Origin of the sequence: Streptomyces griseorubiginosus, from assembly GCF_001514195.1 — a bacterium.
Classification (GTDB): Bacteria; Actinomycetota; Actinomycetes; order Streptomycetales; family Streptomycetaceae; genus Streptomyces; species Streptomyces griseorubiginosus.
Map to the genome: position 1 here is coordinate 1311762 of NZ_KQ948735.1, position 24037 is coordinate 1335798.

Genomic DNA, 24037 nt, shown 5'->3' on the forward strand with positions numbered 1-24037 from the left:
TAGAGGTGTCGAGAGTAACCGGCGCCCCAACCCGACCGGCGACCACATCGCCCCCCACCGGAGGTCCTCGTGCACACCGTCCCCGGCCGCAGAGCCCACACCCCGGCCCGTCTTCTGGCCGCGACCACCGCCGCGGCCGGACTGCTGCTCCTGACCGCCTGTACCTCGACCGACGACGGAGGCAGCGGCTCGAAGACCGCCGCCGGCGGGGTCGAACTGGTCAAGGCCGGACAGCTCACCACCTGCACCCACCTGCCGTACCCGCCCTTCCAGTCGGAGATCGACGGCAAGGTCCAGGGCTTCGACGTCTCGCTGATCGACCTGGTCGCCAAGGACCTGGGGGTGAAGCAGGAGATCCTCGACACCCCCTTCGAGAACTTCAAGACCGGCGCCTTCCTCAACTCCGGCCAGTGCGACCTGGCCGCGGCCGGCATGACCATCACCGAGGAACGCAAGAAGAACGTCGACTTCTCCGACCCCTACTTCGAGGCCACCCAGGCCCTCCTGGTCGCCAAGGGCAGCGGGATCACCTCGCTCGCCGACGCCAAGGCCAAGAAGGTCAAGCTCGGCGCCCAGGCGCAGACCACCGGCGAGGACTACGCCAAGAGCCAGGGCTTCGACCCGGTCTCCTTCGAGTCCTCCGACGCCGTCCTCAGCGGCCTGCGCTCCGGCCAGGTCAAGGCCGTCGTCATCGACTACCCGGTCGTCCAGGGCTGGCTGAAGGACAAGGCGAACGCCGACGCCTTCCAGGTCGCCGACAACATCAACACCGGTGAGCAGTACGGCTTCACGGTGAAGAAGGGCAACACCAAGCTGCTCGCCGCCGTCAACAAGGCGATCGCGGACGCCAAGGCCGACGGCACGTACAAGAAGCTCTACGAGAAGTGGATCGGTCCCTACGACGAGTCCGCGGCGTCCCCGTCCGCCTCATGACAGCCGCCGGCACACCCGTCCAGCCCCGCCGGAAGGGCCTGACCCGGCGTCAGAAGCGCAGCGTCTCGCGCGGTGTCCAGTACGTCGTCTTCGTGGCCGTCGTGATCGCCTTCGCGGTCTCGGCGGACTGGGGGCGGCTGAAGAACCAGTTCGCGCAAGGGGACATCGCCCGGCAGATGTTCCCGGACGTCATCACCCTGGCGCTGAAGAACACCGTGCTCTACACGCTGTCCGGCTTCGTCGTCGGACTCGTGCTCGGCATGGTCATCGCGCTGATGAGGCTGTCCTCGGTCGGGCCCTACCGGTGGTTCGCCGGCGTCTACATCGAGATCTTCCGCGGCCTGCCCGCGCTGCTGATCTTCATCTTCATCGGCGTGGCCGTCCCGCTCGCGTTCCCCGGCACGGAGATCGTCGGCGGCACCTATGGCAAGGTCGCCCTCGCGCTCGGCCTGGTGGCGGCGGCCTACATGGCGGAGACGATCCGCGCGGGCATCCAGGCGGTGCCCAAGGGGCAGATGGAGGCGGCCCGTTCACTCGGCTTCTCGCCCGCCCGGGCCATGGTCTCGATCATCGTTCCGCAGGCGTTCCGGATCATCCTCCCGCCGCTCACCAACGAGTTGGTCCTGCTGTTCAAGGACTCCTCGCTGGTGCTGTTCCTCGGCGTCACCCTCGAGGAACGCGAACTGTCCAAGTACGGCCGCGACCTGGCCAGTACGACCGCCAACTCCACGCCGATCCTCGTCGCCGGCCTGTGCTACCTGCTGGTGACGATCCCGCTCGGGTTCGTGGTCCGCCGTATGGAGGCGAAGGCCCAGGAGGCCGTGAAATGACCGTTGGAGCGAGCAGCCCGGAGTCTGTCGGAGCGAGCGGTCCGGAGATCGAGGTGCGGGGCCTGCGCAAGTCGTTCGGCGCCCACGAGGTCCTCAAGGGCATCGACCTGGAGATCGGCCGGGGCGAGGTCGTCTGTGTGATCGGCCCCTCCGGCTCGGGCAAGTCCACGCTGCTGCGGTGCGTGAACCTCCTGGAGGAGCCGACGAAGGGTCAGGTGTTCGTCGGCGGCGCCGAGTTGACCGACCCGGACGTCGACATCGACGCCGTGCGCCGCCGTATCGGCATGGTCTTCCAGCAGTTCAACCTGTTCCCGCACCTCACGGTGACCGAGAACCTCACGCTGCCGCAGCGCAGGGTCCTCAAGCGGGACAAAGCGAAGGCCGCGAAGGTGGCCGCCGAGAACCTGGAGCGGGTGGGGCTCGCCGAGAAGGCCGACGCCTACCCGGCCTCCCTCTCCGGCGGCCAGCAGCAGCGGGTCGCGATCGCCCGCTCGCTGTCCATGGGCCCCGAGGTGATGCTCTTCGACGAACCGACCTCGGCCCTGGACCCGGAGCTGGTGGGCGACGTCCTCGCGGTGATGCGGATGCTCGCCCGGGAGGGCATGACGATGATGGTCGTCACCCATGAGATGACCTTCGCCCGCGAGGTGGCCGACCGGGTCGTCTTCATGGACGACGGGGTGATCGTCGAGGACGGCACCCCGGCCCGGGTGATCGGCAGCCCCTCGCACGAGCGCACGCGTCATTTCCTGTCCCGGTTGCTGGACCCGGCCATGGCCGAGGTGGAGGAGGAGACGTCGGACCAGGTGGGCGAGGACGGCTGAAGCGGGGACATACGTTCCTCTGTCGGCAAGGGGTCGCGGACCTGCATGATTCGGGACATGACGACTCTGCATGACAAGGGCGGCAGCGCACTGCCCCCGCTGCCGGAGAACTGGGAGCGATGTCTGGCCGTGGCCTCGCATCCCGACGACATCGAGTACGGCGCCGCCTCGGCCGTGGCTCGCTGGACCGCGCAGGGCAAGCAGGTCACGTACCTGCTGGTCACCCGCGGCGAGGCCGGCATCGACGGGCTGCACCCGGACGAGGCGGGCCCGCTGCGGGAGGCCGAGGAGCGGGCCGGGGCGCGTGAAGTGGGCGTCGGCACCGTGGAGTTCCTCGACGGTCACCGCGACGGCATGATCGAGGAGGGCCCGGCCCTGCGCCGCGACATCGTGCGGGCGATCCGCAGGCACCGGCCCGAGGTGGTGGTGACCGGGGCGTACACCGTGCGGATGATCGCCGGTGTCGTCAACCAGGCCGACCACCGCGTGGTCGGGCTCGCCACGCTGGACGCGGCCCGCGACGCGGGCAACCGCTGGATCTTCCCCGAACTCGCCGAGGAGGGCCTCGAACCCTGGGGAGGCGTCCGCTTCGTGGCCGTCGCCGGCACCGACCGGCCCACCCACGGGGTCGACATCACCGGCGAACCCCTGGAGCGCGGCATCGCCTCCCTGGCCGCGCACGCCGAGTACACCAAGGGCCTCGGCGCCGGAGCCTTCGAACCGCGCCCCTTCCTGACCTGGGCGGCCCGCCAGGGCGGACCCGCCCTCGGCGTCGAGGCGGCGGTCCTCTTCGACGTCCACCAGCTCGCCTTCGACGGCCCGCCGCCCTGGGAGCAGTGACGGCGCTCCGACCGGCCGGCCGGAGCGCGCCTCCCGCGGAACGTCCGGCTGACCAGGGTGCGAGCCCCTCGGACCTTCCGGCTGACCAGGGTGCGGACCCCTCGGACCTTCCGGCTGGCTAGGGTGCGGTCCATGAACGATCACGCGGTGCTGCACGTGAAGGGCCGGATCCTGGTCGGCCCCGAGGAGGTCCGGGACGAACTGTGGGTGGTCGACGGGCGGATCTCCTACGACCGTCCCGTCGCCGCCCGTGACGTCCGCACGGTGTCGGGCTGGACGCTGCCCGGCCTGGTCGACGCCCACTGCCATGTGGGTCTCGGCCCGCACGGCCCGGTCGACCAGGACGTGGCCGAGCAGCAGGCCCTGACCGACCGGGAGGCCGGCACCCTGCTGATCCGGGACGCCGGTTCCCCCTCCGACACCCGCTGGGTCGACGACCGCGAGGACCTCCCGAAGATCATCAGGGCCGGTCGGCACATCGCCCGCACCCGCCGCTACATCAGGAACTTCGCCTGGGAGATCGAGCCCGAGGACCTCGTCGCGTACGTCGCCCAGGAGGCCCGGCGCGGCGACGGCTGGGTCAAGCTCGTGGGGGACTGGATCGACCGCGAGGTGGGCGACCTGGCCCCCAGCTGGCCCCGCGAGGCGGTCCAGGCCGCCATCGCGGAGGCCCACCGCCTCGGCGCCCGGGTCACCGCCCACTGCTTCGCCGAGAACTCCCTCCAGGACCTGGTGGAGGCCGGCATCGACTGCGTCGAACACGCCACGGGCCTCACCGAGGACCTGATCCCGCTGTTCGCCTCCCGAGGTGTCGCGATCGTCCCCACCCTGGTCAACATCGCGACCTTCCCGAAGCTGGCGGACGGCGGCGAGTCCAAGTTCCCCCGCTGGTCCGCCCATATGCGCCGGCTCCACGAGCGCCGCTACGACACGGTCCGGGGCGCCTTCGACGCCGGCATCCCGGTCTTCGTCGGCACCGACGCCGGCGGCACCCTCCCGCACGGTCTGGTCGCGGCGGAGGTCGCGGAACTGGTCACGGCCGGCATCCCCCCGCTGGACGCCCTGGCCGCGACGACCTGGAGCGCCCGCGCCTGGCTCGGCCGCCCCGGCCTCACCGAGGGCGCCCCCGCCGACCTGGTGGTCTACGGACAGGACCCCCGCGCGGACGTCCGCGTGCTGGCGGACCCGGCGCACATCGTGCTGAACGGCCGGGTGGTGCGGTAGCGCCCGGGCGGCGGGGGCGCGGTCGGCGCCCGGGGCCGTGAAGGCGCGCTCGAAAGCGTGCACGGGTGCGCCACGATCGTGTGAACTCCCGGGGGAACGCTGTCGAACGACGAGGGGTGCGACATCCTTTCGAGGTCCCGAGCCAGTTCTCTCTGGGGGTCCCACCACCTTGAACAGCACCAACTTCCGCATGCCCGCACGCCGGTTCGCCACCGTGGCGGCGGCCACGGCCCTCGCCGCCGGTCCCACGGCACTGGGGGGCGCGAGCGCCGCGCACGCGACCGGCGAACAGGGCCGGGCGAGCGCCGTCGTCCTGCGCACCGGGCTGGACGTCTCCCTCCTCGGCAGGACCGCGAACGTCCCGCTCGCGGTCGCCCTCAACGAGGTCGAGGCACCCCGGAGCGCCCGGAAGACCGCCCTCACCGCCACATTGGACGGCGTGGACGGCGGCCGGCCGTTCAGCGTGCTCGCCGCCGAGACCGCCGACGCGAAGGCCACGGTCACGGACGGGACGGCGGAGGCCACCACCGAGCTCGCCCACGCGAAGGTCCACGTCCCCGGACTCCCGCTGCTCTCCCTCGTCGAGATCGAGGGGGTCACCTCGAAGGCGACCTGCGAGGCCGGAAAGACCCCGACGGCCTCCTCGAACCTCCTGGGCGCGGTCACGGTGCTCGGCAGGAAGGTCACGGTGACCGCGGGCGGTCCCACCGACGTCAAGGTCCCGGGCGTCGGGGAGGTCCGCCTCGACCTGTCGACGAACGCCACCACCTCGCGCACGGCCGCCGCCACCGCACTGCAACTCCGTGTCTCGGTGGACCCGTTGAAGCTGGGCGTCGCCGCGGTCGACGGCACCCTCACCCTCGCGAAGGCCACCTGCGAGGCCCCGCCGGCCCCCGCCGCGTCGGCGGCGCCCCAGGACGAGGCGAAGCCTCCGGCCGAGGCGAAGCCCCAGGGCGAGGTGAAGCCCCAGGGCGGCCCCGCCAAGGAGGCCGGCCTGGCCGAGACCGGCGGCGGCTCCCTGACGCCGTACCTCGCGGGCGGCGCGCTCGCCCTGCTCGTGGCGGGCGGGGCCGCGGCGGCGACGGCCCGGCGCCGGGGCTGACCGAGCCTCCGGTCGGCCGGCGCGGAGGGGGCGCCGGCCGGCCGGGAGCGCCCGCGAGCCCAGAGGTGAAGACGTCCACCCGGGGGCCGTCACCCCTTGGCCAGCGTCACCGCCTGGTCCAGCGCCTGGAGGAAACGGTTCACCGTCGGCCGGTCCCGCACCGCGAGCCGTAGCCACTCCTCGTCGAGCCCCGGGAACGTGTCCCCGCGCCGCACCGCCCACCCGAGATCCCGCAGATGCCGTCGTACGGCGGTGGCGCGCGGCAGGCGGACGAGGACGAAGGGGCCCTCCGCCGGTTCGACGACCCGGAGCCCGTCCGGGGCGAACTCCCGCAGTCCGGCGACGAGATGGGCCCGGTCGGTGGCGACGCGGTGGGCCGCGTGGGCCGCCTCCGCGAGGGCCCGCGGCTCCATGCAGGCCTGCGCCGCGGCGAGGGCCGGGGTGGAGACCGGCCACAGGGGCTGGGCCCGTTCCAGGGCGGCGATCGTCTCCGGGGCGGCGAGCACGTACCCGATCCGGAGGCCCGCGAGACCCCAGGTCTTCGTCAGGCTGCGCAGGACGACCAGACCGGGCACGTCCGTCCGCCCGGCCAGGGCCTCGCGCTCGCCCGGCACCGCGTCCAGGAACGCCTCGTCCACCACCAACGTCCGCCCCGGACGGGTCAGTTCGGCGATCGTGGCGGCCGGGTGCAGGACCGACGTGGGGTTGGTCGGATTGCCGACGACCACCAGGTCGGCGTCCTCGGGGACGGCCGCCGGGTCCAGCCGGAAGCCGTCCTCCTCCCGCAGCAGCGCCCGCTCGACCCGGTGCCCGGCGTCCCGCAGCGCCGCCTCCGGCTCGGTGAACTGGGGGTGCACCACGACCGCATGACGCACCGTCAGGGCGCGGGCGAGCAGCACGAACGCCTCGGCGGCCCCCGCCGTCAGCAGCACCCGCTCCACGGCCACCCCGTGCCGGGCCGCCACCGCCGCTCGCGCCGCGCGGCCGTCCGGGTACGCGGCGAGCCCCGCCAGGGACCCGGCGATGCGCTCCCGCAACCACGCCGGGGGAGTGTCCGCGCGGACGTTCACGGCGAGGTCGGTGAGCTTCGCCCCGTCGTCCCGCACCTCGGCGTCGCCGTGGTGCCGCAGGTCGTGGGCCCCGGCGGGTTCAGTGCGCATGGGTGTGCGCGCCGTGGTGGTGCCCGTGGTGATGGTGGCCGTCGTCGTCCGGGTGGAAGTGCGGCTGCTGCGCCAGGCCCACCTTGTCCTCGAAGCCGGGCAGCGCGATGCGGTACACGCAGGTGTCGCAGTTCATCCTGAGGTCGCCCTTGACGGCCTCCTCGTACCGCTCGAGGACCAGGTCCAGCAGCTCCGGCTCCGGGCCGATCACCTCCGCCGAACGCACCTCGACCTCCGGGTGCGCGGCCGCCCAGCCCTCGGTCTGCTGCTTCACCCGGTCCGGCAGGATCCCGGTGAACAGGAAGTAGGGGAGCACGACGATCCGCCGCGCCCCCAGCGCCGCACACCGGTCGAGCCCGCTCGGCACGTCCGGCGCGGCCAGCGACACGAACGCCGTCTCCACGCCCGCGTACCCGCGCCCCTCCCACAGCAGCCGGGCCGCCTTGTGGACCTCCGCGTTGGCGTCCGGGTCCGTGGAGCCGCGGCCGACGAGCAGCACGGTCACGTCCGCGCGGTCCAGGGGCGTACGCCCCCCGGTGGCGCCCAGCGCCTCGTCCAGGCGGCGCTCCAGCACGTTCAGCAGTGCCGGGTGCGGGCCCAGCGGACGGCCGTAGGTGTACGAGATCCCCGGGTGCCGCTCCTTCTCGCGGGCCAGCGCTGCCGGGATGTCTCCCTTGGCGTGTCCGGCGGACACCAGCATCAGCGGTACCGCGGCGAACCGGCGGACCCCGCGCTCCACCAGCTCGCCCACCGCCTCGGTGAGCGGCGGCGGGGACAGCTCGATGAAGCCGCCCGCGACGGGCAGGTCGGGACGGCGGGCCCCCAGCTGCCGGACGAAGTCGCGGAAGGCCTCGGCTCCGGCGTCGTCCCGGGTGCCGTGTCCGGCGATGAGCAGGGCGGGCGGCGGGGTGGTCACGATGTCTCCTCAGAGGGGTGGGTGGGGTGGTACAGCAGGGCGTTGAGCGCGGCCGAGGCGACCGCCGAACCGCCCTTCTCGGACACGTTGCTCACGGCGGGCAGCCCGCTCGCACGCAGCGCGGCCTTGGACTCGACCGCGCCGACGAAGCCGACCGGCAGCCCGATGACGAGCGCAGGGGCCGCGTCCAGGGTCAGCAACTCCTCCAGCGCGGTGGGGGCGTTGCCGATCACCCAGATCGCGCCCGGCCCGACCTGCTCATGGGCCAGCCGGATGGCGTGGGCCGAACGCGTCAGCCCCGGGCCCGACTTGGCGTCCCGCAGCCGGCAGACGGTCTCCCGCCGGGTGATCCCGGCCGCGACCATCTCCACGTCCGTGACGACGGGCGCCCCGGCGTGCAGCGCCCGGTGCGCCTTCTCCAACTCGCCCTCGTCCATGACGAGATCGCCGGCGTACTCCAGGTCGGCGGCGGAGTGGATGACCCGCTCCACCACGGCCCGGGTCAGCGGCGGGAAGTGCGAGGTGTCCAGGCGGGCGCGCAGCCGCCGGTAGGACTCCACCTCGATCGGGTGGACGACACGGTTCACCGGGTGCCCTCCTGCCAGCGGTAGCCGCGCGGGGTCACCATGCGCCCCGCGATGTCACGGGTGGCCGTGTTGCCCACGGTCACGACCGTCATCATGTCGACCGTCGCCGGGTCGAGCTCGGCCAGGGTCGTCAACCGCGCGGACTCGTCCGGCCGCGACGCGTTCCGTACGACACCGACCGGTGTGGCCGGCTCCCGGTGCCCGGCGAGGATCGCCAGCGCCTTGGGCAGCTGCCAGTCCCGGCCCCGGGAGCGCGGGTTGTAGAAGGTGACCACGATGTCCGCCTCGGCCGCCGCCCGCACCCGCCGCTCGATGACCTCCCACGGGGTGTGCAGGTCGGACAGGCTGATGGACACGTGGTCGTGGCCCAGCGGGGCCCCCAGGATCGCGGCCGCGGCGAGCGCCGCCGTGACCCCCGGGACGCCGATCACGTCGATGTCGTCGGAGGCCTCGGCGAGCGCGGGGGACGCCATCGCGTACACCCCGGCGTCCCCGCTGCCGATCAGCGCGACGGCCTGCCCCTTGCGGGCCTCCTCGACGGCCGTGCGCGCCCGCTCCTCCTCGGCTCCGAGCCCCGACTCCAGGACCCGGGTGCCGGGCCGCAGCAGATCGCGGATCTGGTCGACGTACTGGTCGAGCCCGACCAGCACGGAAGCGCGCCGGAGTTCCGCCTTCGCGCGGGGCGTGAGCAGGTCCCGGGCGCCGGGACCGAGCCCGACGACCGCGAGCCGGCCGCGCGCGGGACGCCGTACGACCGCACAGGTCGCCATGGCGGGCGCCCCGTCCGCACGGACGGACTTCCGCTTGGGCACGAGGAGTTCACCGCCCTCCGCGAGGGCCGAGGCCTCCGCGACCGAGGGGGTCCCCACGGCGGCGAGGGGCGCGTCGGAGGGGTTCGGGACCTCGACGGCCGCCAACTCCTCGGCGGCATAGGTGACCACAGGCACCCCGAGCCGCTCGGCCGCCGCCACGATCCCCGGTTCCCCGGCCTTGGCGTCCACGGTGACGAGTGCGGCGACACTACGACGGGACAGCCCGGCCTCGCGCAACGCGCCCTCGACCAGCTCCAGCACCTCGTCGGCGGGCGCCCCCTTGGAGGCACCGACCCCGACGACGAGGGTGGGCGGACGCAGCACGACCTCCCGCTCGGAGGACTCGACGAGCCGGTCCGTGACACGGATGCCGTACGCACCCTCCCCGGCGACCGGCAGCGGAGGCAGCGGCCAGCCCGGCTCGTTGTGCAGGACGACGGGTTCACCGTCCAGAAGCGCCCGCGACACGGCCGCCACGGCCCCTTCGACGGGCAGCCCGAGGGTGTCGAGCCCCGGCACCCCCACCGCGTCGGTCGCCGTCGTCACCACGGGCTCGGCACCGAGCAACTCCCCGACCTCCCGGGCGAGTTCATTGGCGCCGCCGCCATGCCCGCCGACCAGGGACACGGCGAACCGCCCGCCCTCGTCGACACACACCACACCCGGGTCGGACGCCTTGTCGCCGAGCAGCGGGGCGATCAGCCGTACGACCGCTCCCGTCGCCAGGAAGCACACCAGCTGCTCGCACTCCGCGAACGCCAAGCGCACGGCCTCCGCCACGGGACCGTCGTACACCCGCGTGCGGTCCGGCCAGGCCGCGGCCAGCCGGTCGCGCGCCGCCGCCCCCGCCGCGGTGGCGGAAATAAGGCCGATCACTGAGCAACTCCCTCTCGATACGCGGGGTTTCGGACGCCCCACAGCAGAAAAACCGGATTGGTCGCCGCGAGCCGGGTCACGTCACCCGGCAGCGGCGCGAGCCGGGACGACTGGAGCAGGACGCCCTCGCAGTCGAACCCGGCATCGGTGAGGGCCGCGCGCACGGCCGGCACCCGGTCCAGGGCGGCCATCGCCACCACGACACTCCGCCGGGCCCGGCGCGCACAGGCGGCCACGATCCCGGGCAGCTCACGCCCACCACCACCGACGAAGACGGCGTCGGGATCGTCCAGCCCGGCGAGCGCGTCCGGCGCCGACCCGTGCACGACCTGTACGTCGACGCCGTGCGCGTCGGCGTTGGCACGGATGCGCTCGACTCCGTCGGCGGCCTTCTCGACGGCGACGACAGCAGCCCCGAGCCGCGCACACTCCACGGCCACGGACCCGGACCCCGCACCGACGTCCCAGACGAGATCCCCGAGCCGCGGCCCCAGCCGGGCCAGCGCGAGCGCCCGCACCTCGAACTTGGTGATCATGGAATCCCGATGGGCGAACTCACCTTCTTCCAGGGCCCATTGAGAGGGGGCGGGGGGAGGCCCGGCGACGGTCCGCACACCACCAAGAGCCCGAGACTCGTCGAGACAGAGAACGACACTCACCCCGGAACCCCAGTCCCGGGCGGCGGCTTCAGCGGGGGTGACCCGTTGGACACGCTCGTCCTTGGTGCCGAGGTCAGAGGCAACGAGCAGTACGCGCTTCAGGGGCGCGGGGAACTGCGCGACCAGCCCCGACGCAGCCGCACCCGCCCAACCACCTCTCTCGGCACCCCCTGAGGCGAGCGCAGCTCCAAGCTCCGCAGGCCCGGCCCCGGGCCCCGTAAGCACCGCCACTTTCCCCCGCGCCCGGCACACATTCACCGCCGTCCGCAGATCCCGCCCATGCGTACTGACCACCACCGCGTCGTCCCACGGCACCCCCACCCGGGCAAAAGCCGCGGCCACAGAAGACACACCAGGACGGACGTCCAACGCACCCGCCCCGAACCGCTCCGCCAGCACCCGCACGATCCCGAAGAACCCCGGATCCCCCGAGGCCAGCACGACCACCCGGGACCCCTTGTCCAGATGCCGCTCGACGACATCCAGCGCAGGAGCAAGCGGCCCCAGAACGACCCGCTCGGCGGACGCGGGGACCGCCGCCGCGTCCAGATGCCGCCGCCCGCCCACGACCAGCCCGGCCCCGGCGAGCACGTCCGCGGGCGGTGCCGAAACCCCCGTACCCACGACCGTGATCACGTGCCCGCACCCTTCGCCGCCCGCAGCGCCCGCCGGGCCTCCGGGTCGGCCTTGCGGTACCCGTGGAAGTGCCCGGGGTGGTAGAGGTGCGAGCGCGTGCCCTCGGCGTCCAGCGCCGGTCCGACCAGGAACAGCGTGTGCTTCCAGAGCTTGTGCTCCTTGACCGTCTCCTCCAGGGTGCCGATCGTGCACCGCACCATCAGCTCCTCCGGCCAGGTCGCCTGGTAGGCCACGACGACCGGGGTGGACGTCGGATACCCGCCCTCCAGCAGCTCCCGCACCAACTGTCCGCTGCGCGCGGCGGACAGGAAGATCGCCATGGTGGTGCCGTGCTTGGCGAACTCCCGCACCTCCTCGCCGGGCGGCATCGGCGTCTTGCCGCCGCCGAGCCGGGTCAGCACCACGGACTGCGCGACCTCCGGGATGGTCAGCTCCCGCTGGGCGAGCGCGGCCACGGCCGAGAACGCGGAGACGCCGGGCACGACCTCGGTCTCGACGCCGATCGCCGCGCACCGGTCGAGCTGCTCCTGCGTGCCGCCCCACAGTGCGGGGTCGCCGGAGTGGATACGGGCCACCTTGAGGCCCGACCCGTGGGCCCGCTCGTACACCGCGACGACGTCCTCCAGCGACATGGTCGCCGAGTCCAGGATCTCCGCGTCCGCACGGGCGTGTTCGAGGACCTCCGCCTGCACCAGGCTCGCGGCCCAGATCACGACGTCGGCCTCGGCGATGGCGCGCGCGGCACGGAACGTCAGCAGGTCGGCGGCGCCGGGGCCGGCACCGACGAAGGTCACCTTGCCGGTGGTGGCATCGGCCATGGAAATCGGTCCTCTCATCACAAAGGGTCTGGAAAAGGTCTCAGGGCTGCGGTCGGCCGGGTGGCCGGATGTGCGCGAACGCGGGTCGATCGGATACCAAGTCCCTATGGCGGTCTTCGTAGCGCTCGGCGCGTTCCTGATGACGCTGGCCGGCGGCTGGACGGCACAGCGCGTGACCGACCGCCGTCACCTGGTCCTGGGCCTGGCCGGCGGACTGATGCTCGGTGTGGTCGGCCTTGACCTGCTGCCGGAGGCCCTGCACGCGGCCGGCGACGAGGTCTTCGGCGTCCCCGCGGCCCTGCTCCTGTTCGTGGCCGGCTTCCTGCTGGCCCATCTGGTGGAACGCCTGCTGGCCGCCCGCCAGGCCGCGCACGGCGGCGGTGAGCACTCCCACCGGGTCCCCGAGGTGGGCCTGACGGCCGCGGCCGCGATGGTCGGCCACAGCGCGATGGACGGCGTGGCGATCGGCGCGGCCTTCCAGGTGGGCGGCGGCATGGGCACGGCGGTCGCGCTGGCCGTGGTCGCCCACGACTTCGCGGACGGCTTCAACACGTACACGATCACGAGCCTGTACGGGAACGCCCGCCGACGGGCGCTGGTCATGCTGTGGGCGGACGCGGCGGCCCCGGTGCTGGGCGCTGCCTCGACGACGTTCGTGACCATCCCGGAGGGCCTGCTCGGCGGCTATCTCGGCCTCTTCGGCGGCGCGCTCCTCTACCTGGCGGCCGCCGAGATCCTCCCCGAGGCCCACCACGAACACCCCGCCCGCTCCACCCTGCTGTGCACGGTCGCGGGGGTCGGCTTCATCTGGCTGGTGGTGGGCCTCGCGGGCTGACCTGGGGGCATCCGGCTGGTGGTGGGCCGCGGGGGCTGACCCGGCTTCATCCGGCTGGTGGTGGGGCCGGTGGGCCGACCCGGCGGCTCTGTCCGCGGTGGGGTTCACAACTTGCCACCCCGTGAGCCGTCCCGACGCGCGGGCGCGATGAGGGTGGAGAGATACGGCAGGGCGGCCCCGTCGAGCTCGGCGGCCGACCGGATGGACTCGCCGTCCAGCCCCAGCGCCGATCCCCAGACGGCGTCCTCGATCCGCCCGGTCTCCCGGAGCGCCTCGGCCACCTCGGCGGCCTGCCGCCCGAACTTGTAGGCGACGACGGTCCCGGGACCGGCGAGGGCGTCCTTCAGCACGGCGGCCCCCGCGGTCACGGGCACCAGAGTGAGCGGCTCGGTGCCCTCGGTCAGCACGGCACCGGACCGCGCCGCGAGATCCTGCATCGCGGTGATGCCGGGCACGGTCTCCACGACCACGTCGGGCACGAGTTCGCCGATGGTGTGCGCGAGATAGGTGAAGGTGGAGTACACGTTGGGGTCGCCGATGGTGGCGAAGGCGACCGAGCCGTGGGCGCGCAGCAGCTCGGCGACTTGCTCCCCGGCGGCGTCCCAGGCGGCCTCGCGCCGGCTGCGGTCACTGCGCTCGTTGAGCGCGAACACGACCCGCAGGATCTTCTCCTGCGGCACGTAATGCACCACGGTGGCCTCGGCCCGGCCCACCTCTCCGGTGTCCATGACCGGTACGACGACCACGTCGGCGGCGCGCAGGGCGTTGACGCCCTTGACGGTCACCAGCTCCGGATCCCCGGGCCCGACACCGACCCCGACCAACCTGCTGCTGCTCATGACGTCCGGCACCTCTCCACGAACCGACGGGCGACACCGGGCTCCGAGGCCCAGTGCGTGTGCAGATAACTCGCGTGCACACCACGCTGTACGAAACCTTCGAGCCGCCGCCGGGGCGTCCGCACACCCCAGGCGGCGATGTCCCCGGCGCCGGGCTCCACCACGGTCCGGTGGAACTCGTGCCCCCGCATCCGGGTCCCGGCGACGGCCAGCGCACTGTCGCTCACGGCGACGGCGTCCCGGTACCCGAGCGTGAGCGTCTCCGTCATCCGTGCCTCGGCATCCAGCACCCCGCACATCGGCTGGCCGTCCAGCTCCCGGCACAGATACAGCAGCCCGGCACACTCGGCGGCGACGGGAGCGCCGGTCTCCGCGAGGGCGGAGACGGCTTTGCGGAGGGGTTCGTTGGCGGACAGCTCAGCGGCGAAGACCTCGGGAAACCCGCCCCCGATGACCAACCCGGCCGCACCGTTCGGAAGTTGCTCATCGCGCAAGGGGTCAAAAACGACTACCTCGGCCCCGGCCGCGGTGAGCAGCTCGCTGTGCTCGGCATAGGAGAAGGTGAAGGCGGGACCACCGGCGACGGCGACCACGGGAACTGTCGAGCCCGCCGAGGTTGAATCCAGCCCGTCCGGCGTTTGAGGACGAGGCCCTTCGGGCCGACGGGGGTCTGGGGGCGCAGCCCCCAGGGCCTCAGCCGCGTCCCAGGCCGCACGCGTCAACGCGCCCGCACCCCGTGCCAGCCCGACCAACGCCTCCAGATCGCACCCTTGAGCAACCTGCTCCGCCATCGCCGCCACGGAGTCCACCGCCTCCGCCCGCCGCTCGGCGACCGGCACCAACCCCAGGTGCCGCGACGGCGTGTCCACCTGCGCCGCCCGCCGCAACACCCCGAACACCGGCACCCCGGCCGACTCCAACGCCTCCCGCAACAACGCCTCGTGCCGATCGGACGCGACCTTGTTGAGAATCACGCCCCCGACCCGCACCTCCGGATCCCACGAGGCGAACCCGTGCACCAGAGCCGCCACCGACCGGGACTGCGACGACGCGTCCACGACCAGCACCACCGGCGCCCGCAGCAGCTTGGCGACCTGCGCGGTGGACGCCAGCTCACCCTCCCCCGCGGCCCCGTCGAACATCCCCATCACGCCCTCGACGACGGCGATGTCGGCGCCGCGCGCCCCGTGCAGGAACAGCGGAGCCATCAACTCCGGCCCGCACAGGTACGCGTCGAGGTTCCGCCCCACCCGCCCGCTCGCGAGCGCGTGGTACCCGGGGTCGATGTAGTCCGGCCCCACCTTGTGCGGGGACACGACTAGCCCCCGCGCGGCGAACGCGGCCATCAGACCCGTGGCGACGGTCGTCTTTCCGCTGCCCGAGGAGGGCGCGGCGATGACCAGCCGGGGGACGGAGGACGAGGAAGTCACGACGACATCACCACTCGATGCCCCTCTGGCCCTTCTGCCCGGCGTCCATGGGGTGCTTGACCTTGGACATGTCGGTGACGAGATCGGCGAATTCGACAAGCTTCTCGGGTGCGTTCCGCCCGGTGATCACGACATGCTGCGTCCCCGGCCGGTTCCGCAGCACCTCGACGACCTCATCGGTGTCCACCCACCCCCAGTGCATCGGGTAGGCGAACTCGTCGAGCACGTACAGCTTGTACGTCTCGGCGGCGAGGTCCCGCTTGACCTGCTCCCAGCCCTCCCGGGCCTTCTCCTCGTTGTCCATCTGGGCATCGCGCTGGACCCAGGACCAGCCCTCACCCATCTTGTGCCAGTCGACGGACCCGCCCTCGCCGCTCGCCCCGAGCACCCGCAGCGCGTTCTCCTCGCCGACCTTCCACTTCGCCGACTTGACGAACTGGAACACCCCGATGGGCCACCCCTGGTTCCAGGCCCGCAGCGCGAGCCCGAACGCGGCGGTCGACTTGCCCTTCCCGATCCCGGTGTGCACGACCACCAGCGGCCGGTTACGGCGCTGACGGGTCGTCAGTCCGTCGTCCGGCACGACACTCGGCTGACCCTGCGGCATTACGCGGCCCTCCTCTTCGACCCGCCCTGTACGTCCTTCACCAGCCCGGCGATCGAGTCGGCCCGCAACTCGTCCAACGTCACCGCCGTACCGCCCAGTTCACCGGCGAGCTGCCCGGCGAGCCCCAGCCGTACGGGCCCGGACTCGCAGTCGACGACGACCGAGGCGACCCCCTCCGCGGCGAACAGCCGAGCCGCCCGCCCCGCGAGAGCGACCGGCTCGGGACCGCCGGTGGCCCGGCCGTCGGTCACCACGACGACGAGCGCCCGCCGCGCGGGATCCCGCAGCCGCTCCACCCGCAGCACCTCGTGCGCCCGCAGCAGCCCCGCCGCGAGCGGGGTGCGCCCACCGGTCGGCAGGGTCTCCAGCCGGGCCGCCGCCGCGTCCACCGACGAGGTCGGCGGCAGCGCCACCTCACCCGTCGTCCCCCGGAACGTCACCAGCCCCACCTTGTCCCGCCGCTGGTACGCGTCGAGGAGCAGCGACAGCACGGCCCCCTTCACGGCGCTCATCCGCTGCCGCGCCGCCATCGACCCCGAGGCGTCGACGACGAACAGCACGAGATTGCCCTCGCGCCCCTCGCGCGTCGCCTGCCGCAGATCGTCCCGCCGTACGACGAGACCGCGCCCGGAGCGTCCACGGGCTCGCTGATGCGGCGCCGCCGCCTGCACGGTGGCCGCCAGGTGCAGCTTGGTGAGCGCCCCCTGGGGCCGCCGCGCCCCGGTCGTCCGCCCGTGCTCGGTCCGCGCCCGCGACCGCCGCCCGGCGGCACCGTCGCCCAGCCCGGGCACACTGAGCACCTTCGTCCGGAAGGGCTCGGAAGCCCGTACGGCCGACTGCTCCCCGGAACCGCCCCCGGAAGGCTGCGGCTCGCCGCCGTCACCGGCCTCCGGCTGAGCGCCGGACCCACCACCGTCGGCCTGCGGCCCGTCCGACGACGGCGGCTGCCCGCCACCCCCACCGGGCCCGTCCGGATCCGGCTGGTCATCGTCGTCGGAGCCGCCGAACTCCTCCAGCGTCTCGTCGAGCTTGTCCTCGTCGAGGCCCGGCGCGTCAAAGGGGTTGCGGCGCCTGCGGTGCGGCAGCGCGAGCAGCGCGGCCTGCCGTACGTCCTCCGCGAGCACATCGGTCCGCCCGGCCCACGCGGCCAGCGCGGTCGCCGTGCGCGCCATCACGATGTCGGCCCGCATGCCGTCCACCTCGAACGCGGCACAGGTCGCCGCGATCTGCCGCAGCGCCCCGTCCCCGAGCCGCACCGACGGCAACAACTCCCGCGCGGCGACGACCCGTTGCCGTACGGCGGTCTCCTCGGCCGCCCAACGGGCCGCGAACCCGGCCGGATCGTCGTCGTAGGCGAGCCGCCGCCGTACGACCTCCACCCGCTGGTCCGGCTCCCGCGAGGCCGCGACCTCGACGGTCAGCCCGAACCGGTCGAGCAACTGCGGCCGCAGCTCGCCCTCTTCGGGGTTCATGGTGCCGACCAGCAGGAACTTCGAGGCGTGCCGCACGGACACGCCCTCACGCTCCACGTACGACGCCCCCATCGCGGCGGCGTCGAGAAGCAGGTCGACCAGGTGGTCGTGGAGGAGGTTGACCTCGTCGACGTAGAGGATCCCGCGGTGCGCGTCGGCCAGGAGGCCCGGTTCGAAGGCCTTCACACCCTCCGCGAGCGCCCGCTCGATGTCGAGGGCACCGACGAGCCGGTCCTCGGAGGCGCCGACGGGCAGTTCGACCATGCGGGAGGGGCGCGTGGTGCCGTTGCCGGGCTCGTGCGGTCCGTCCGGGCAGGACGGGTCGGGGGCCGCCGGGTCACAGGAGAAACGGCACCCGGCGACGACCGGGACCTCCGGCAGCAGTGCCGAAAGGGCCCGTACCGCCGTGGACTTGGCGGTGCCCTTCTCGCCCCGCACCAGCACCCCGCCGACCGCCGGCGAGACGGCGTTGAGCAGCAGCGCGAGCCGCAGGTCGTCCTGGCCGACAACGGCCGTGAAAGGGAAGGGGGTGGTCACTGGTCGTCGCCCTCCAGATCGCCTTCGAGCTCCAGATAGGTGGCCCGCAGCCGCTCCAGCGTGTCCGCGTCCGGCTCGGCCCACAGTCCGCGGTCGGCGGCCTCCAGGAGCCGCTCCGTGATGCCCCGCAGCGCCCAGGGGTTGGACTTCTTCATGAAGTCCCGGTTCTCCGCGTCGAAGACGTACTCCGCGCTGAGCTTCTCGTACATCCAGTCGTCGACCACGCCCGCCGTGGCGTCGTACCCGAAGAGGTAGTCCACGGTCGCCGCCATCTCGAAGGCGCCCTTGTAGCCGTGCCGGCGCATGGCCGCCATCCAGCGCGGGTTGACCACCCGGGCCCGGAACACACGGTGCGTCTCCTCGCCCAGCGTGCGCGTCCGCACCTGGTCCGGAGTCGCCGAATCGCCCACGTACGCCTCGGGGTTGGCGCCCGTCAGGTGCCGCACCATGGCTACCATGCCGCCGTGGTACTGGAAGTAGTCGTCGGCGTCGACCAGGTCGTGCTCCCGGGTGTCGACGTTCTTCGCGGCCACGTTGATCCGCCGGAACGCGGTCTCCATGTCCCCGCGCGCCGCCCGCCCGTCGAGCCCGCGCCCGTAGGCGTAGCCGCCCCACACCGCGTACACCTCGGCGAGGTCGGCGTCCGAACGCCAGTTGCGGGCGTCGATCAGCGGCAGCAGACCCGCCCCGTAGGCGCCCGGCTTGGACCCGAAGACCCGGGCCGTGGCCCGCCGCCGGTCGCCGTGCTCGGCGGTGTCCTCGTCGGCGTGCGCCTTCACGAAGTTGCGGTCGGCGGGCTCGTCCAGGTCGGCCACCTTGCGCACCGCGTCGTCGATCAGCCCGACCACGTGCGGGAACGCGTCCCGGAAGAAGCCGGAGATCCGCACGGTGACGTCGATGCGGGGCCGCCCCAGCTCCTCCAGGCCGATCACCTCGAACCCGGTCACCCGCCGCGAGGCCTCGTCCCACACCGGACGGCAGCCCAGCAGCGCCAGGATCTCGGCGATGTCGTCGCCCTGCGTACGCATCGCGGAGGTGCCCCAGACCGTCAGGCCGACGGACTTCGGGTACTCCCCGTTGTCGGCCAGGTACCGCTGCACCAGCGAGTCCGCGAGCGACTGCCCGACCTCCCAACTCAGCCTGGACGGAATGGCCTTGGGATCGACGGAGTAGAAGTTCCGCCCGGTCGGCAGGACGTTGACGAGTCCGCGGGTCGGCGAGCCGGAGGGGCCGGCCGGGACGTAACCGCCGTCCAGCGCCCGGAGGATGTGGTCGATCTCGTCGGTGGTACGGGCGAGCCGCGGCACGACCTCGTTGCAGGCGAACTCCAACACGGCGATCCCGTCCGGGAGTTCGACCCCGAGGACCCCGCGCAGGACGGCGGGGACGACGGAGACGTCCCAGTCCCGTGCCTCCATCCCCTCCGCGACCCGCCGGCACAGCTGCTCCAGCAGGTCGATCGCGTCGGCGGCGGTACGGGACGGGCCCTCGACGAGGTCCGACAGCTCGACCGGGACCTTCACCGGCGCCCCCGGCTCGGCGAGCAACTCCTTCTCGTCGAGGCCGAAGTGGGCGGCGAACGAGGCCCGCAGACCCGGCAGGGCGTTCGCCTGCCCGCCCCACACCTGCGAGGCCCGCAGCACGGCGAGCACCAGGTTGACCCGGGCCTCGTCGACCGGCCCGCCACCGAGGATGTGCAGCCCGTCCCGGATCTGCACGTCCTTGATCTCGCACAGATAGCCGTCGATGTGCATGACGAACTCGTCGAAGTCGTCGTCGTCCGGCTGGTCCTCGACATGCAGGTCGTGGTGGAGCTCGGCCGCCTTGACCAGCGTCCAGATCTGCGCCCGCACGGCAGGCGCCTTCGTCGGGTCCAGGTCGGAGACGAGCGCGTACTCGTCGAGCAGCTGCTCCAGCTTGGCCAGGTCGCCGTAGGTGTCGGCCCGTGCCATCGGCGGCACCAGGTGGTCGACGACGGTGGCGTGCCCGCGCCGCTTGGCCTGGGTGCCCTCGCCGGGGTCGTTGACGATGAACGGGTAGACCAGCGGCAGCTCACCGAGCACCGCGTCCGGCGCGCAACCCCCGCTCAGACCGAGGCCCTTGCCCGGCAGCCACTCCATCGTGCCGTGCTTGCCCATGTGCACGACCGCGTCGGCGCCGAACGAGTTCTCCAGCCACCGGTAGGCGGCCATGTAGTGGTGCGACGGCGGCATGTCCGGGTCGTGGTAGATCGCGATCGGGTTCTCCCCGAAGCCGCGCGGCGGCTGGATCATCACGACGACGTTCCCGAACTGGAGGGAGGCCAGCACGATGTCGTCCCCGTCGACGTACAGCGAGCCCGGCGGCTCACCCCACGCCTGAAGCATCGCGTCCCGCAACGACGGGTCCAGCTTGTCGAACCACGCCTGATAGTCGGCGAGCGGCACCCGCGCGGGCGCCGCGGCCAGCTGCTCCTCGGTGAGCCATTCCACGTCGTGGCCCCCGGCGTTGATGAGCCGGTGGATCAGCTCGTCGCCGTTGTCCGGATGCCCCTCGACCCCGTACCCGGCGTCACGCAGCGCGTCCAGCACCCGCACCGCCGAAGCGGGCGTGTCCAGCCCCACCGCGTTGCCGACCCGCGAGTGCTTGGTCGGGTACGCGGTGAAGACCAGCGCCAACTTCTTCTCGGCGTTCGGCTTGTGCCGCAGCCTCGCGTGCCGCACGGCGATCCCGGCGACCCGCGCGGCCCGCTCCGGGTCGGCCACGTACACCGGGACGTCGTCGGGCCCCTGCTCCTTGAAGGAGAACGGCACGGTGATCAGCCGCCCGTCGAACTCCGGGATCGCGACCTGCATGGCCGCGTCCATGGGGGAGAGGGCGGCGTCGGACTCGTCCCAGACCGCGCGCGACGACGTCAGGCAAAGCCCCTGCAGTACGGGCACGTTGAGGTCGGCGAGCGCCCCGATGTCCCACGCCTCCTCGTCCCCGCCGGCCGACGCCTGCGAGGCGTGGGTGCCGCCGGCGGCGAGGACGGTTGCGACGAGGGCGTCGGCCCGGCCGAGGATCTCGTAGAGCCCGGCGTCCGCCCCGCGCAGCGAACCGCAGTACACGGGAAGGGCGTTGGCCCCCTTCGCCTCGATCTGCTCGCACAGGGTGTCCACGAAGCCGGTGTTGCCGCTCAGTTCATGGGCGCGGTAGAAGAGCACGCCGACGACCGGCCGCCCCTCGACCCATGCGCGCTCGCCGTGGACACCGAACTCCGGCATCTTCCGCGGCTCCTCGAACCCCTCACCGGTCAGCAGCACGGTGTCGGACAGGAACCGGGCGAGCTCCTCCAGGTTCGCGGGCCCGCCCTCCACGAGGTACTTCAGCGCCTCGGCCACCACACCCGCCGGCACCGACGACTCCGCCATCAGCTCGGCGTCCGGCACGGACTCCCCGCCCAGCAGCACGGTCGGGACGCCGGACGCCTTCAGCGCGGCAAGACCGTCCTCCCAGGCCCGCTTGCCGCCGAGCAGCCGTACGACGGCGATGTCCGCGCCCTCGATCAGCGCCGGCAGCTCCTCCGCCACGTCCACCCGGGTCGGATTGCCGATCCGGTAGTCGGCACCCCCGGCGGCCCGGGCCGCCAGCAGGTCCGTGTCGGCGGTCGACAACAACAACACTGTGCTCATGCGGGCGCTCCCGGTGGAATGAAAGGCAGTCCTTGCGGCGCGCCGGACTCGATGAGCCGCCACAGCGCGTCCGTGTCCGCGTGCTGTTCGATCAGGTCGCCGAGCCGGTCGAGCTGCTCCTCGCGCAGCGCGGCGAACGAGGTGTCGGGGGCGGGCACGAACCGGCGGCCCGCGGCGGCCGCCACCTCCCGCAGGAAGGCCCGCCGGAAGCCGTCCGACTCCAGGGAGCCGTGCCAGTGCGTGCCCCAGGTCTGGCCGACCCGGCAGCCGTCCAGGAAGGCTTCTCCGCCGCCTACTCGGGCGACCCCGTGATGGATCTCGTACCCCTCGACCGGCTCCCCGAGGGCCTCGCCGACCGGCCGGGTGAGGGTCTTCTCCCGCGCGAACCGCACGCGGACGGGCAGCAGCCCGAGGCCGTCGACCGAGCCGGCGCGCGATTCGACCTCGTCCTCGATGTGCTCCCCGAGGATCTGGAACCCGCCGCAGATGCCGAGCACGGGCCGCCCCTCGGCGGCCCTTCTGACGAGCGCGTCCGCGAGCCCCCGCTCGCGCAGCCACGCAAGGGCCCTGACGGTGCCTCGGGTTCCGGGAATCACCACGAGATCGGCGTCGGCCAGCTCCTCCGGCCGGTCCACGAACCGCACCACGACACCCGGTTCGGCGGCCAGGGCGTCCACGTCGGTGAAGTTGGACATGAGCGGGATCGCGCAGACGGCGACCCGCAGCACGTCCTCACCCACCGGAGGACTCACGGAGGACTCCCGGACGGTGCCCCGCAGGGAGACCCTCAGCCCGTCCTCCTCGTCGATGCCGAGTCCGTGCCGGAAGGGCAGCACGCCGTACGTGTGCCGCCCGGTGAGCCCGTGGAGCATGTCGAGTCCGGGTTCCAGGAGGCTGACGTCCCCGCGGAACTTGTTGACGAGGAACCCGGCGACCAGCGCCTGGTCCTCGGGCGAGAGCAGCGCGACGGTCCCGAAGAAGGAGGCGAAGACGCCACCGCGGTCGATGTCCCCGACGACCAGCACCGGCAGTCCGGCATTGCGGGCGATGCCCATGTTGACGATGTCGGTCCGCCGCAGATTGATCTCCGCCGGACTTCCGGCCCCCTCACAGATCACCGCGTCATACGTGCCCCGCAACTCGGCGAGGCAGTCGAGCACGGTCCCGAGCAGCTTCTGCTGCCGCCCGCCGTGATAGCCGCGCGCGCTCAGCTCGCCCACGGGCTTCCCGAGCAGCACGACCTGACTGCTCTGCTCCCCACCGGGCTTGAGCAGCACCGGATTCATCAGCGCGGTCGGCTCGACCCGGCAGGCCTGCGCCTGCATGGCCTGCGCCCGCCCGATCTCGGCACCCTCCCTCGTCACGAACGAGTTGAGGGACATGTTCTGCGCCTTGAACGGCGCGACCTTCACTCCCTGCCGCACCAGCCACCGGCAGATCCCGGCGGTCACGACGCTCTTCCCCGCGTCGGAGGTGGTGCCGGCGACGAGAAGCCCCCCGCTCATGCCGTACGTCCCTTCCGGATCAGCCGTGCGGCGACCGCACCGGCACCGAGCGCGAGCAGCCCGACCCGCCGCGACAGCCGTACGGCACGCTCGATGTCGTACGAGGCCACAGCGCGCCCTTCCCCGTTGAGCACGGGCCGGTGCTCGACCCGCCCCCCGTACGAGAGCGTCCCGCCGAGCCGCACCCCGAGCGCCCCCGCGAAGGAGGCCTCCACGGGCCCGGCGTTGGGGCTCGGATGCTTGCCGGCGTCCTTGCGCCACGCCCGCAGGGCGCCCTGCGGATCCGCCCCGGCGACCGTCGCGAGTACGGCGGTCAGCCGGGCCCCCGGCCACCCGGCCAGGTCGTCGAGCCGGGCGGAACCCCACCCGAAACGCCGGTAGCGGACCGACTTGTGACCCACCATGGCGTCCAGCGTGTTGACGGCCCGGAACCCGAGCAGCCCCGGCACCCCAGCGACGGCACCCCACACGAGCGCGCCCACGACGGCGTCGGAGGTGTTCTCGGCGACGGACTCCACGACGGCCCGGGCGATCCCGTCGGCGTCGAGGGCCTGCGGGTCCCGGCCGCACAGATGCGGCAGCCGTTCCCGGGCCGCCTCGACGTCCCCGGCCTCCAGCGCCCGCCCGATGAGCCGCGCCTCGCGGGCCAGCGAAGTGCCGCCCACGACGGCCCAGGTGGCGGCGGCGGTCAACGCGACGGAAGCGGTACGGGACGGACGTACGACATGCTGCGCCACGGCCCCGAGCCCCACCGCACCGCCCACGCAGACGGCGGTGTGCAGTGCGCCCCAGCCCCGGTGGTCCCGCCACAGCACCCGCTCCACGGCACCCGCGGCCCGCCCGAACACGGCGACCGGGTGCCCGCGGCGCGGGTCACCGAGCAGGAGGTCACCGATCAGACCGGCGGCGGCGCCGTACGCGAAAACGCGATCGGCACGCACC

The 24037-nt window shown here is 73.1% G+C and carries 20 protein-coding genes; 7 read left to right on the forward strand and 13 right to left on the reverse strand.

What is annotated here, in order from left to right; all coding sequences use genetic code 11:
- The first annotated feature begins 69 nt into the window (after window positions 1-69).
- From AQJ54_RS12265 to AQJ54_RS12290, 6 genes are all read left to right on the forward strand, one after another.
- Window positions 70-933 (forward strand): transporter substrate-binding domain-containing protein, encoded by an 864-nt coding sequence (locus tag AQJ54_RS12265; RefSeq protein WP_062024315.1) that lies wholly within the window; start codon window positions 70-72, stop codon window positions 931-933.
- The gene (locus AQJ54_RS12270; protein ID WP_062236830.1) at window positions 930-1763 is read left to right on the forward strand and encodes an amino acid ABC transporter permease; all 834 of its coding nucleotides are present in this window, start codon (window positions 930-932) and stop codon (window positions 1761-1763) included. Before AQJ54_RS12265 ends, AQJ54_RS12270 begins: the two co-directional genes overlap by 4 nt.
- A complete protein-coding gene (locus AQJ54_RS12275; RefSeq protein WP_062236833.1) occupies window positions 1760-2587 on the forward strand; it encodes an amino acid ABC transporter ATP-binding protein in 828 nt (275 codons plus the stop codon). Before AQJ54_RS12270 ends, AQJ54_RS12275 begins: the two co-directional genes overlap by 4 nt.
- Window positions 2588-2644: 57 nt before the next feature.
- Window positions 2645-3427: a PIG-L deacetylase family protein gene (locus AQJ54_RS12280; protein ID WP_062236838.1), complete on the forward strand. Its 783-nt coding sequence runs from the start codon at window positions 2645-2647 to the stop codon at window positions 3425-3427.
- 132 nt (window positions 3428-3559) lie between these two features.
- Complete coding sequence (locus AQJ54_RS12285) at window positions 3560-4651, forward strand: amidohydrolase family protein (RefSeq protein WP_062236841.1); 1092 nt, start codon at window positions 3560-3562, stop codon at window positions 4649-4651.
- 169 nt (window positions 4652-4820) lie between these two features.
- The gene (locus AQJ54_RS12290) at window positions 4821-5753 is read left to right on the forward strand and encodes an SCO1860 family LAETG-anchored protein (protein WP_062236845.1); all 933 of its coding nucleotides are present in this window, start codon (window positions 4821-4823) and stop codon (window positions 5751-5753) included.
- An 89-nt stretch (window positions 5754-5842) separates the two neighbouring features.
- Here the strand turns inward: AQJ54_RS12290 and cobC are convergent, their stop codons facing one another.
- From cobC to cobM, 6 genes are read right to left on the reverse strand one after another with little or no spacing between them, the layout of a single operon-like run.
- On the reverse strand, window positions 5843-6913 hold the full coding sequence (gene cobC, locus AQJ54_RS12295) for an Rv2231c family histidinol phosphate aminotransferase CobC (protein ID WP_062236847.1): 1071 nt from the start codon (window positions 6911-6913) through the stop codon (window positions 5843-5845).
- Entirely contained in the window at window positions 6903-7829 is a 927-nt protein-coding gene (locus AQJ54_RS12300) for a sirohydrochlorin chelatase (RefSeq protein WP_062024306.1), read from the reverse strand. Before AQJ54_RS12300 ends, cobC begins: the two co-directional genes overlap by 11 nt.
- Window positions 7826-8416 carry a precorrin-8X methylmutase gene (locus AQJ54_RS12305; protein WP_062024304.1) on the reverse strand — a complete coding sequence of 197 codons (591 nt, stop codon included), beginning with the start codon at window positions 8414-8416 and terminating at the stop codon, window positions 7826-7828. Before AQJ54_RS12305 ends, AQJ54_RS12300 begins: the two co-directional genes overlap by 4 nt.
- On the reverse strand, window positions 8413-10104 hold the full coding sequence (gene cobJ, locus AQJ54_RS12310; RefSeq protein ID WP_062236849.1) for a precorrin-3B C(17)-methyltransferase: 1692 nt from the start codon (window positions 10102-10104) through the stop codon (window positions 8413-8415). The genes AQJ54_RS12305 and cobJ overlap by 4 nt, the downstream gene beginning before the upstream one ends.
- Window positions 10101-11399 (reverse strand): bifunctional cobalt-precorrin-7 (C(5))-methyltransferase/cobalt-precorrin-6B (C(15))-methyltransferase, encoded by a 1299-nt coding sequence (locus AQJ54_RS12315; RefSeq protein ID WP_062236853.1) that lies wholly within the window; start codon window positions 11397-11399, stop codon window positions 10101-10103. The genes cobJ and AQJ54_RS12315 overlap by 4 nt, the downstream gene beginning before the upstream one ends.
- The gene (gene cobM, locus AQJ54_RS12320; protein WP_062236856.1) at window positions 11396-12217 is read right to left on the reverse strand and encodes a precorrin-4 C(11)-methyltransferase; all 822 of its coding nucleotides are present in this window, start codon (window positions 12215-12217) and stop codon (window positions 11396-11398) included. Before cobM ends, AQJ54_RS12315 begins: the two co-directional genes overlap by 4 nt.
- Window positions 12218-12323: 106 nt before the next feature.
- On the opposite strand from cobM, the gene AQJ54_RS12325 reads away from it, so the two are divergent.
- On the forward strand, window positions 12324-13052 hold the full coding sequence (locus tag AQJ54_RS12325) for a ZIP family metal transporter (protein ID WP_030318436.1): 729 nt from the start codon (window positions 12324-12326) through the stop codon (window positions 13050-13052).
- Between the two features lie 104 nt (window positions 13053-13156).
- Here the strand turns inward: AQJ54_RS12325 and cobI are convergent, their stop codons facing one another.
- From cobI to AQJ54_RS12360, 7 genes are read right to left on the reverse strand one after another with little or no spacing between them, the layout of a single operon-like run.
- On the reverse strand, window positions 13157-13903 hold the full coding sequence (cobI, locus tag AQJ54_RS12330; protein WP_062236859.1) for a precorrin-2 C(20)-methyltransferase: 747 nt from the start codon (window positions 13901-13903) through the stop codon (window positions 13157-13159).
- Window positions 13888-15321: a cobyrinic acid a,c-diamide synthase CobB gene (locus AQJ54_RS12335; RefSeq protein ID WP_062236862.1), complete on the reverse strand. Its 1434-nt coding sequence runs from the start codon at window positions 15319-15321 to the stop codon at window positions 13888-13890. The genes cobI and AQJ54_RS12335 overlap by 16 nt, the downstream gene beginning before the upstream one ends.
- 7 nt (window positions 15322-15328) lie before the next feature.
- Entirely contained in the window at window positions 15329-15928 is a 600-nt protein-coding gene (cobO, locus tag AQJ54_RS12340) for a cob(I)yrinic acid a,c-diamide adenosyltransferase (protein ID WP_030318429.1), read from the reverse strand.
- On the reverse strand, window positions 15928-17937 hold the full coding sequence (locus AQJ54_RS12345) for a putative cobaltochelatase (RefSeq protein WP_062236864.1): 2010 nt from the start codon (window positions 17935-17937) through the stop codon (window positions 15928-15930). The genes cobO and AQJ54_RS12345 overlap by 1 nt, the downstream gene beginning before the upstream one ends.
- Complete coding sequence (gene cobN, locus AQJ54_RS12350) at window positions 17934-21590, reverse strand: cobaltochelatase subunit CobN (protein ID WP_062236867.1); 3657 nt, start codon at window positions 21588-21590, stop codon at window positions 17934-17936. Before cobN ends, AQJ54_RS12345 begins: the two co-directional genes overlap by 4 nt.
- Entirely contained in the window at window positions 21587-23095 is a 1509-nt protein-coding gene (locus AQJ54_RS12355) for a cobyric acid synthase (RefSeq protein ID WP_062236870.1), read from the reverse strand. The genes cobN and AQJ54_RS12355 overlap by 4 nt, the downstream gene beginning before the upstream one ends.
- The gene (locus AQJ54_RS12360) at window positions 23092-24036 is read right to left on the reverse strand and encodes a cobalamin biosynthesis protein (protein ID WP_062236873.1); all 945 of its coding nucleotides are present in this window, start codon (window positions 24034-24036) and stop codon (window positions 23092-23094) included. The genes AQJ54_RS12355 and AQJ54_RS12360 overlap by 4 nt, the downstream gene beginning before the upstream one ends.
- Between the last annotated feature and the right edge of the window lies 1 nt (window position 24037).

Excerpts from the sequence above, each read along its gene's own strand:
- AQJ54_RS12270 (WP_062236830.1), top strand. The coding sequence starts at position 930 with ATGACAGCCGCCGGCACACCCGTCCAGCCCCGCCGGAAGGGCCTGACC.
- cobM (WP_062236856.1), bottom strand. The coding sequence starts at position 12,217 with ATGGCCGATGCCACCACCGGCAAGGTGACCTTCGTCGGTGCCGGCCCC.
- cobC (WP_062236847.1), bottom strand. The coding sequence starts at position 6,913 with ATGCGCACTGAACCCGCCGGGGCCCACGACCTGCGGCACCACGGCGAC.
- AQJ54_RS12280 (WP_062236838.1), top strand. The coding sequence starts at position 2,645 with ATGACGACTCTGCATGACAAGGGCGGCAGCGCACTGCCCCCGCTGCCG.
- AQJ54_RS12285 (WP_062236841.1), top strand. The coding sequence starts at position 3,560 with ATGAACGATCACGCGGTGCTGCACGTGAAGGGCCGGATCCTGGTCGGC.
- AQJ54_RS12355 (WP_062236870.1), bottom strand. The coding sequence starts at position 23,095 with ATGAGCGGGGGGCTTCTCGTCGCCGGCACCACCTCCGACGCGGGGAAG.
- AQJ54_RS12275 (WP_062236833.1), top strand. The coding sequence starts at position 1,760 with ATGACCGTTGGAGCGAGCAGCCCGGAGTCTGTCGGAGCGAGCGGTCCG.
- cobN (WP_062236867.1), bottom strand. The coding sequence starts at position 21,590 with ATGAGCACAGTGTTGTTGTTGTCGACCGCCGACACGGACCTGCTGGCG.
- cobO (WP_030318429.1), bottom strand. The coding sequence starts at position 15,928 with ATGCCGCAGGGTCAGCCGAGTGTCGTGCCGGACGACGGACTGACGACC.
- AQJ54_RS12325 (WP_030318436.1), top strand. The coding sequence starts at position 12,324 with ATGGCGGTCTTCGTAGCGCTCGGCGCGTTCCTGATGACGCTGGCCGGC.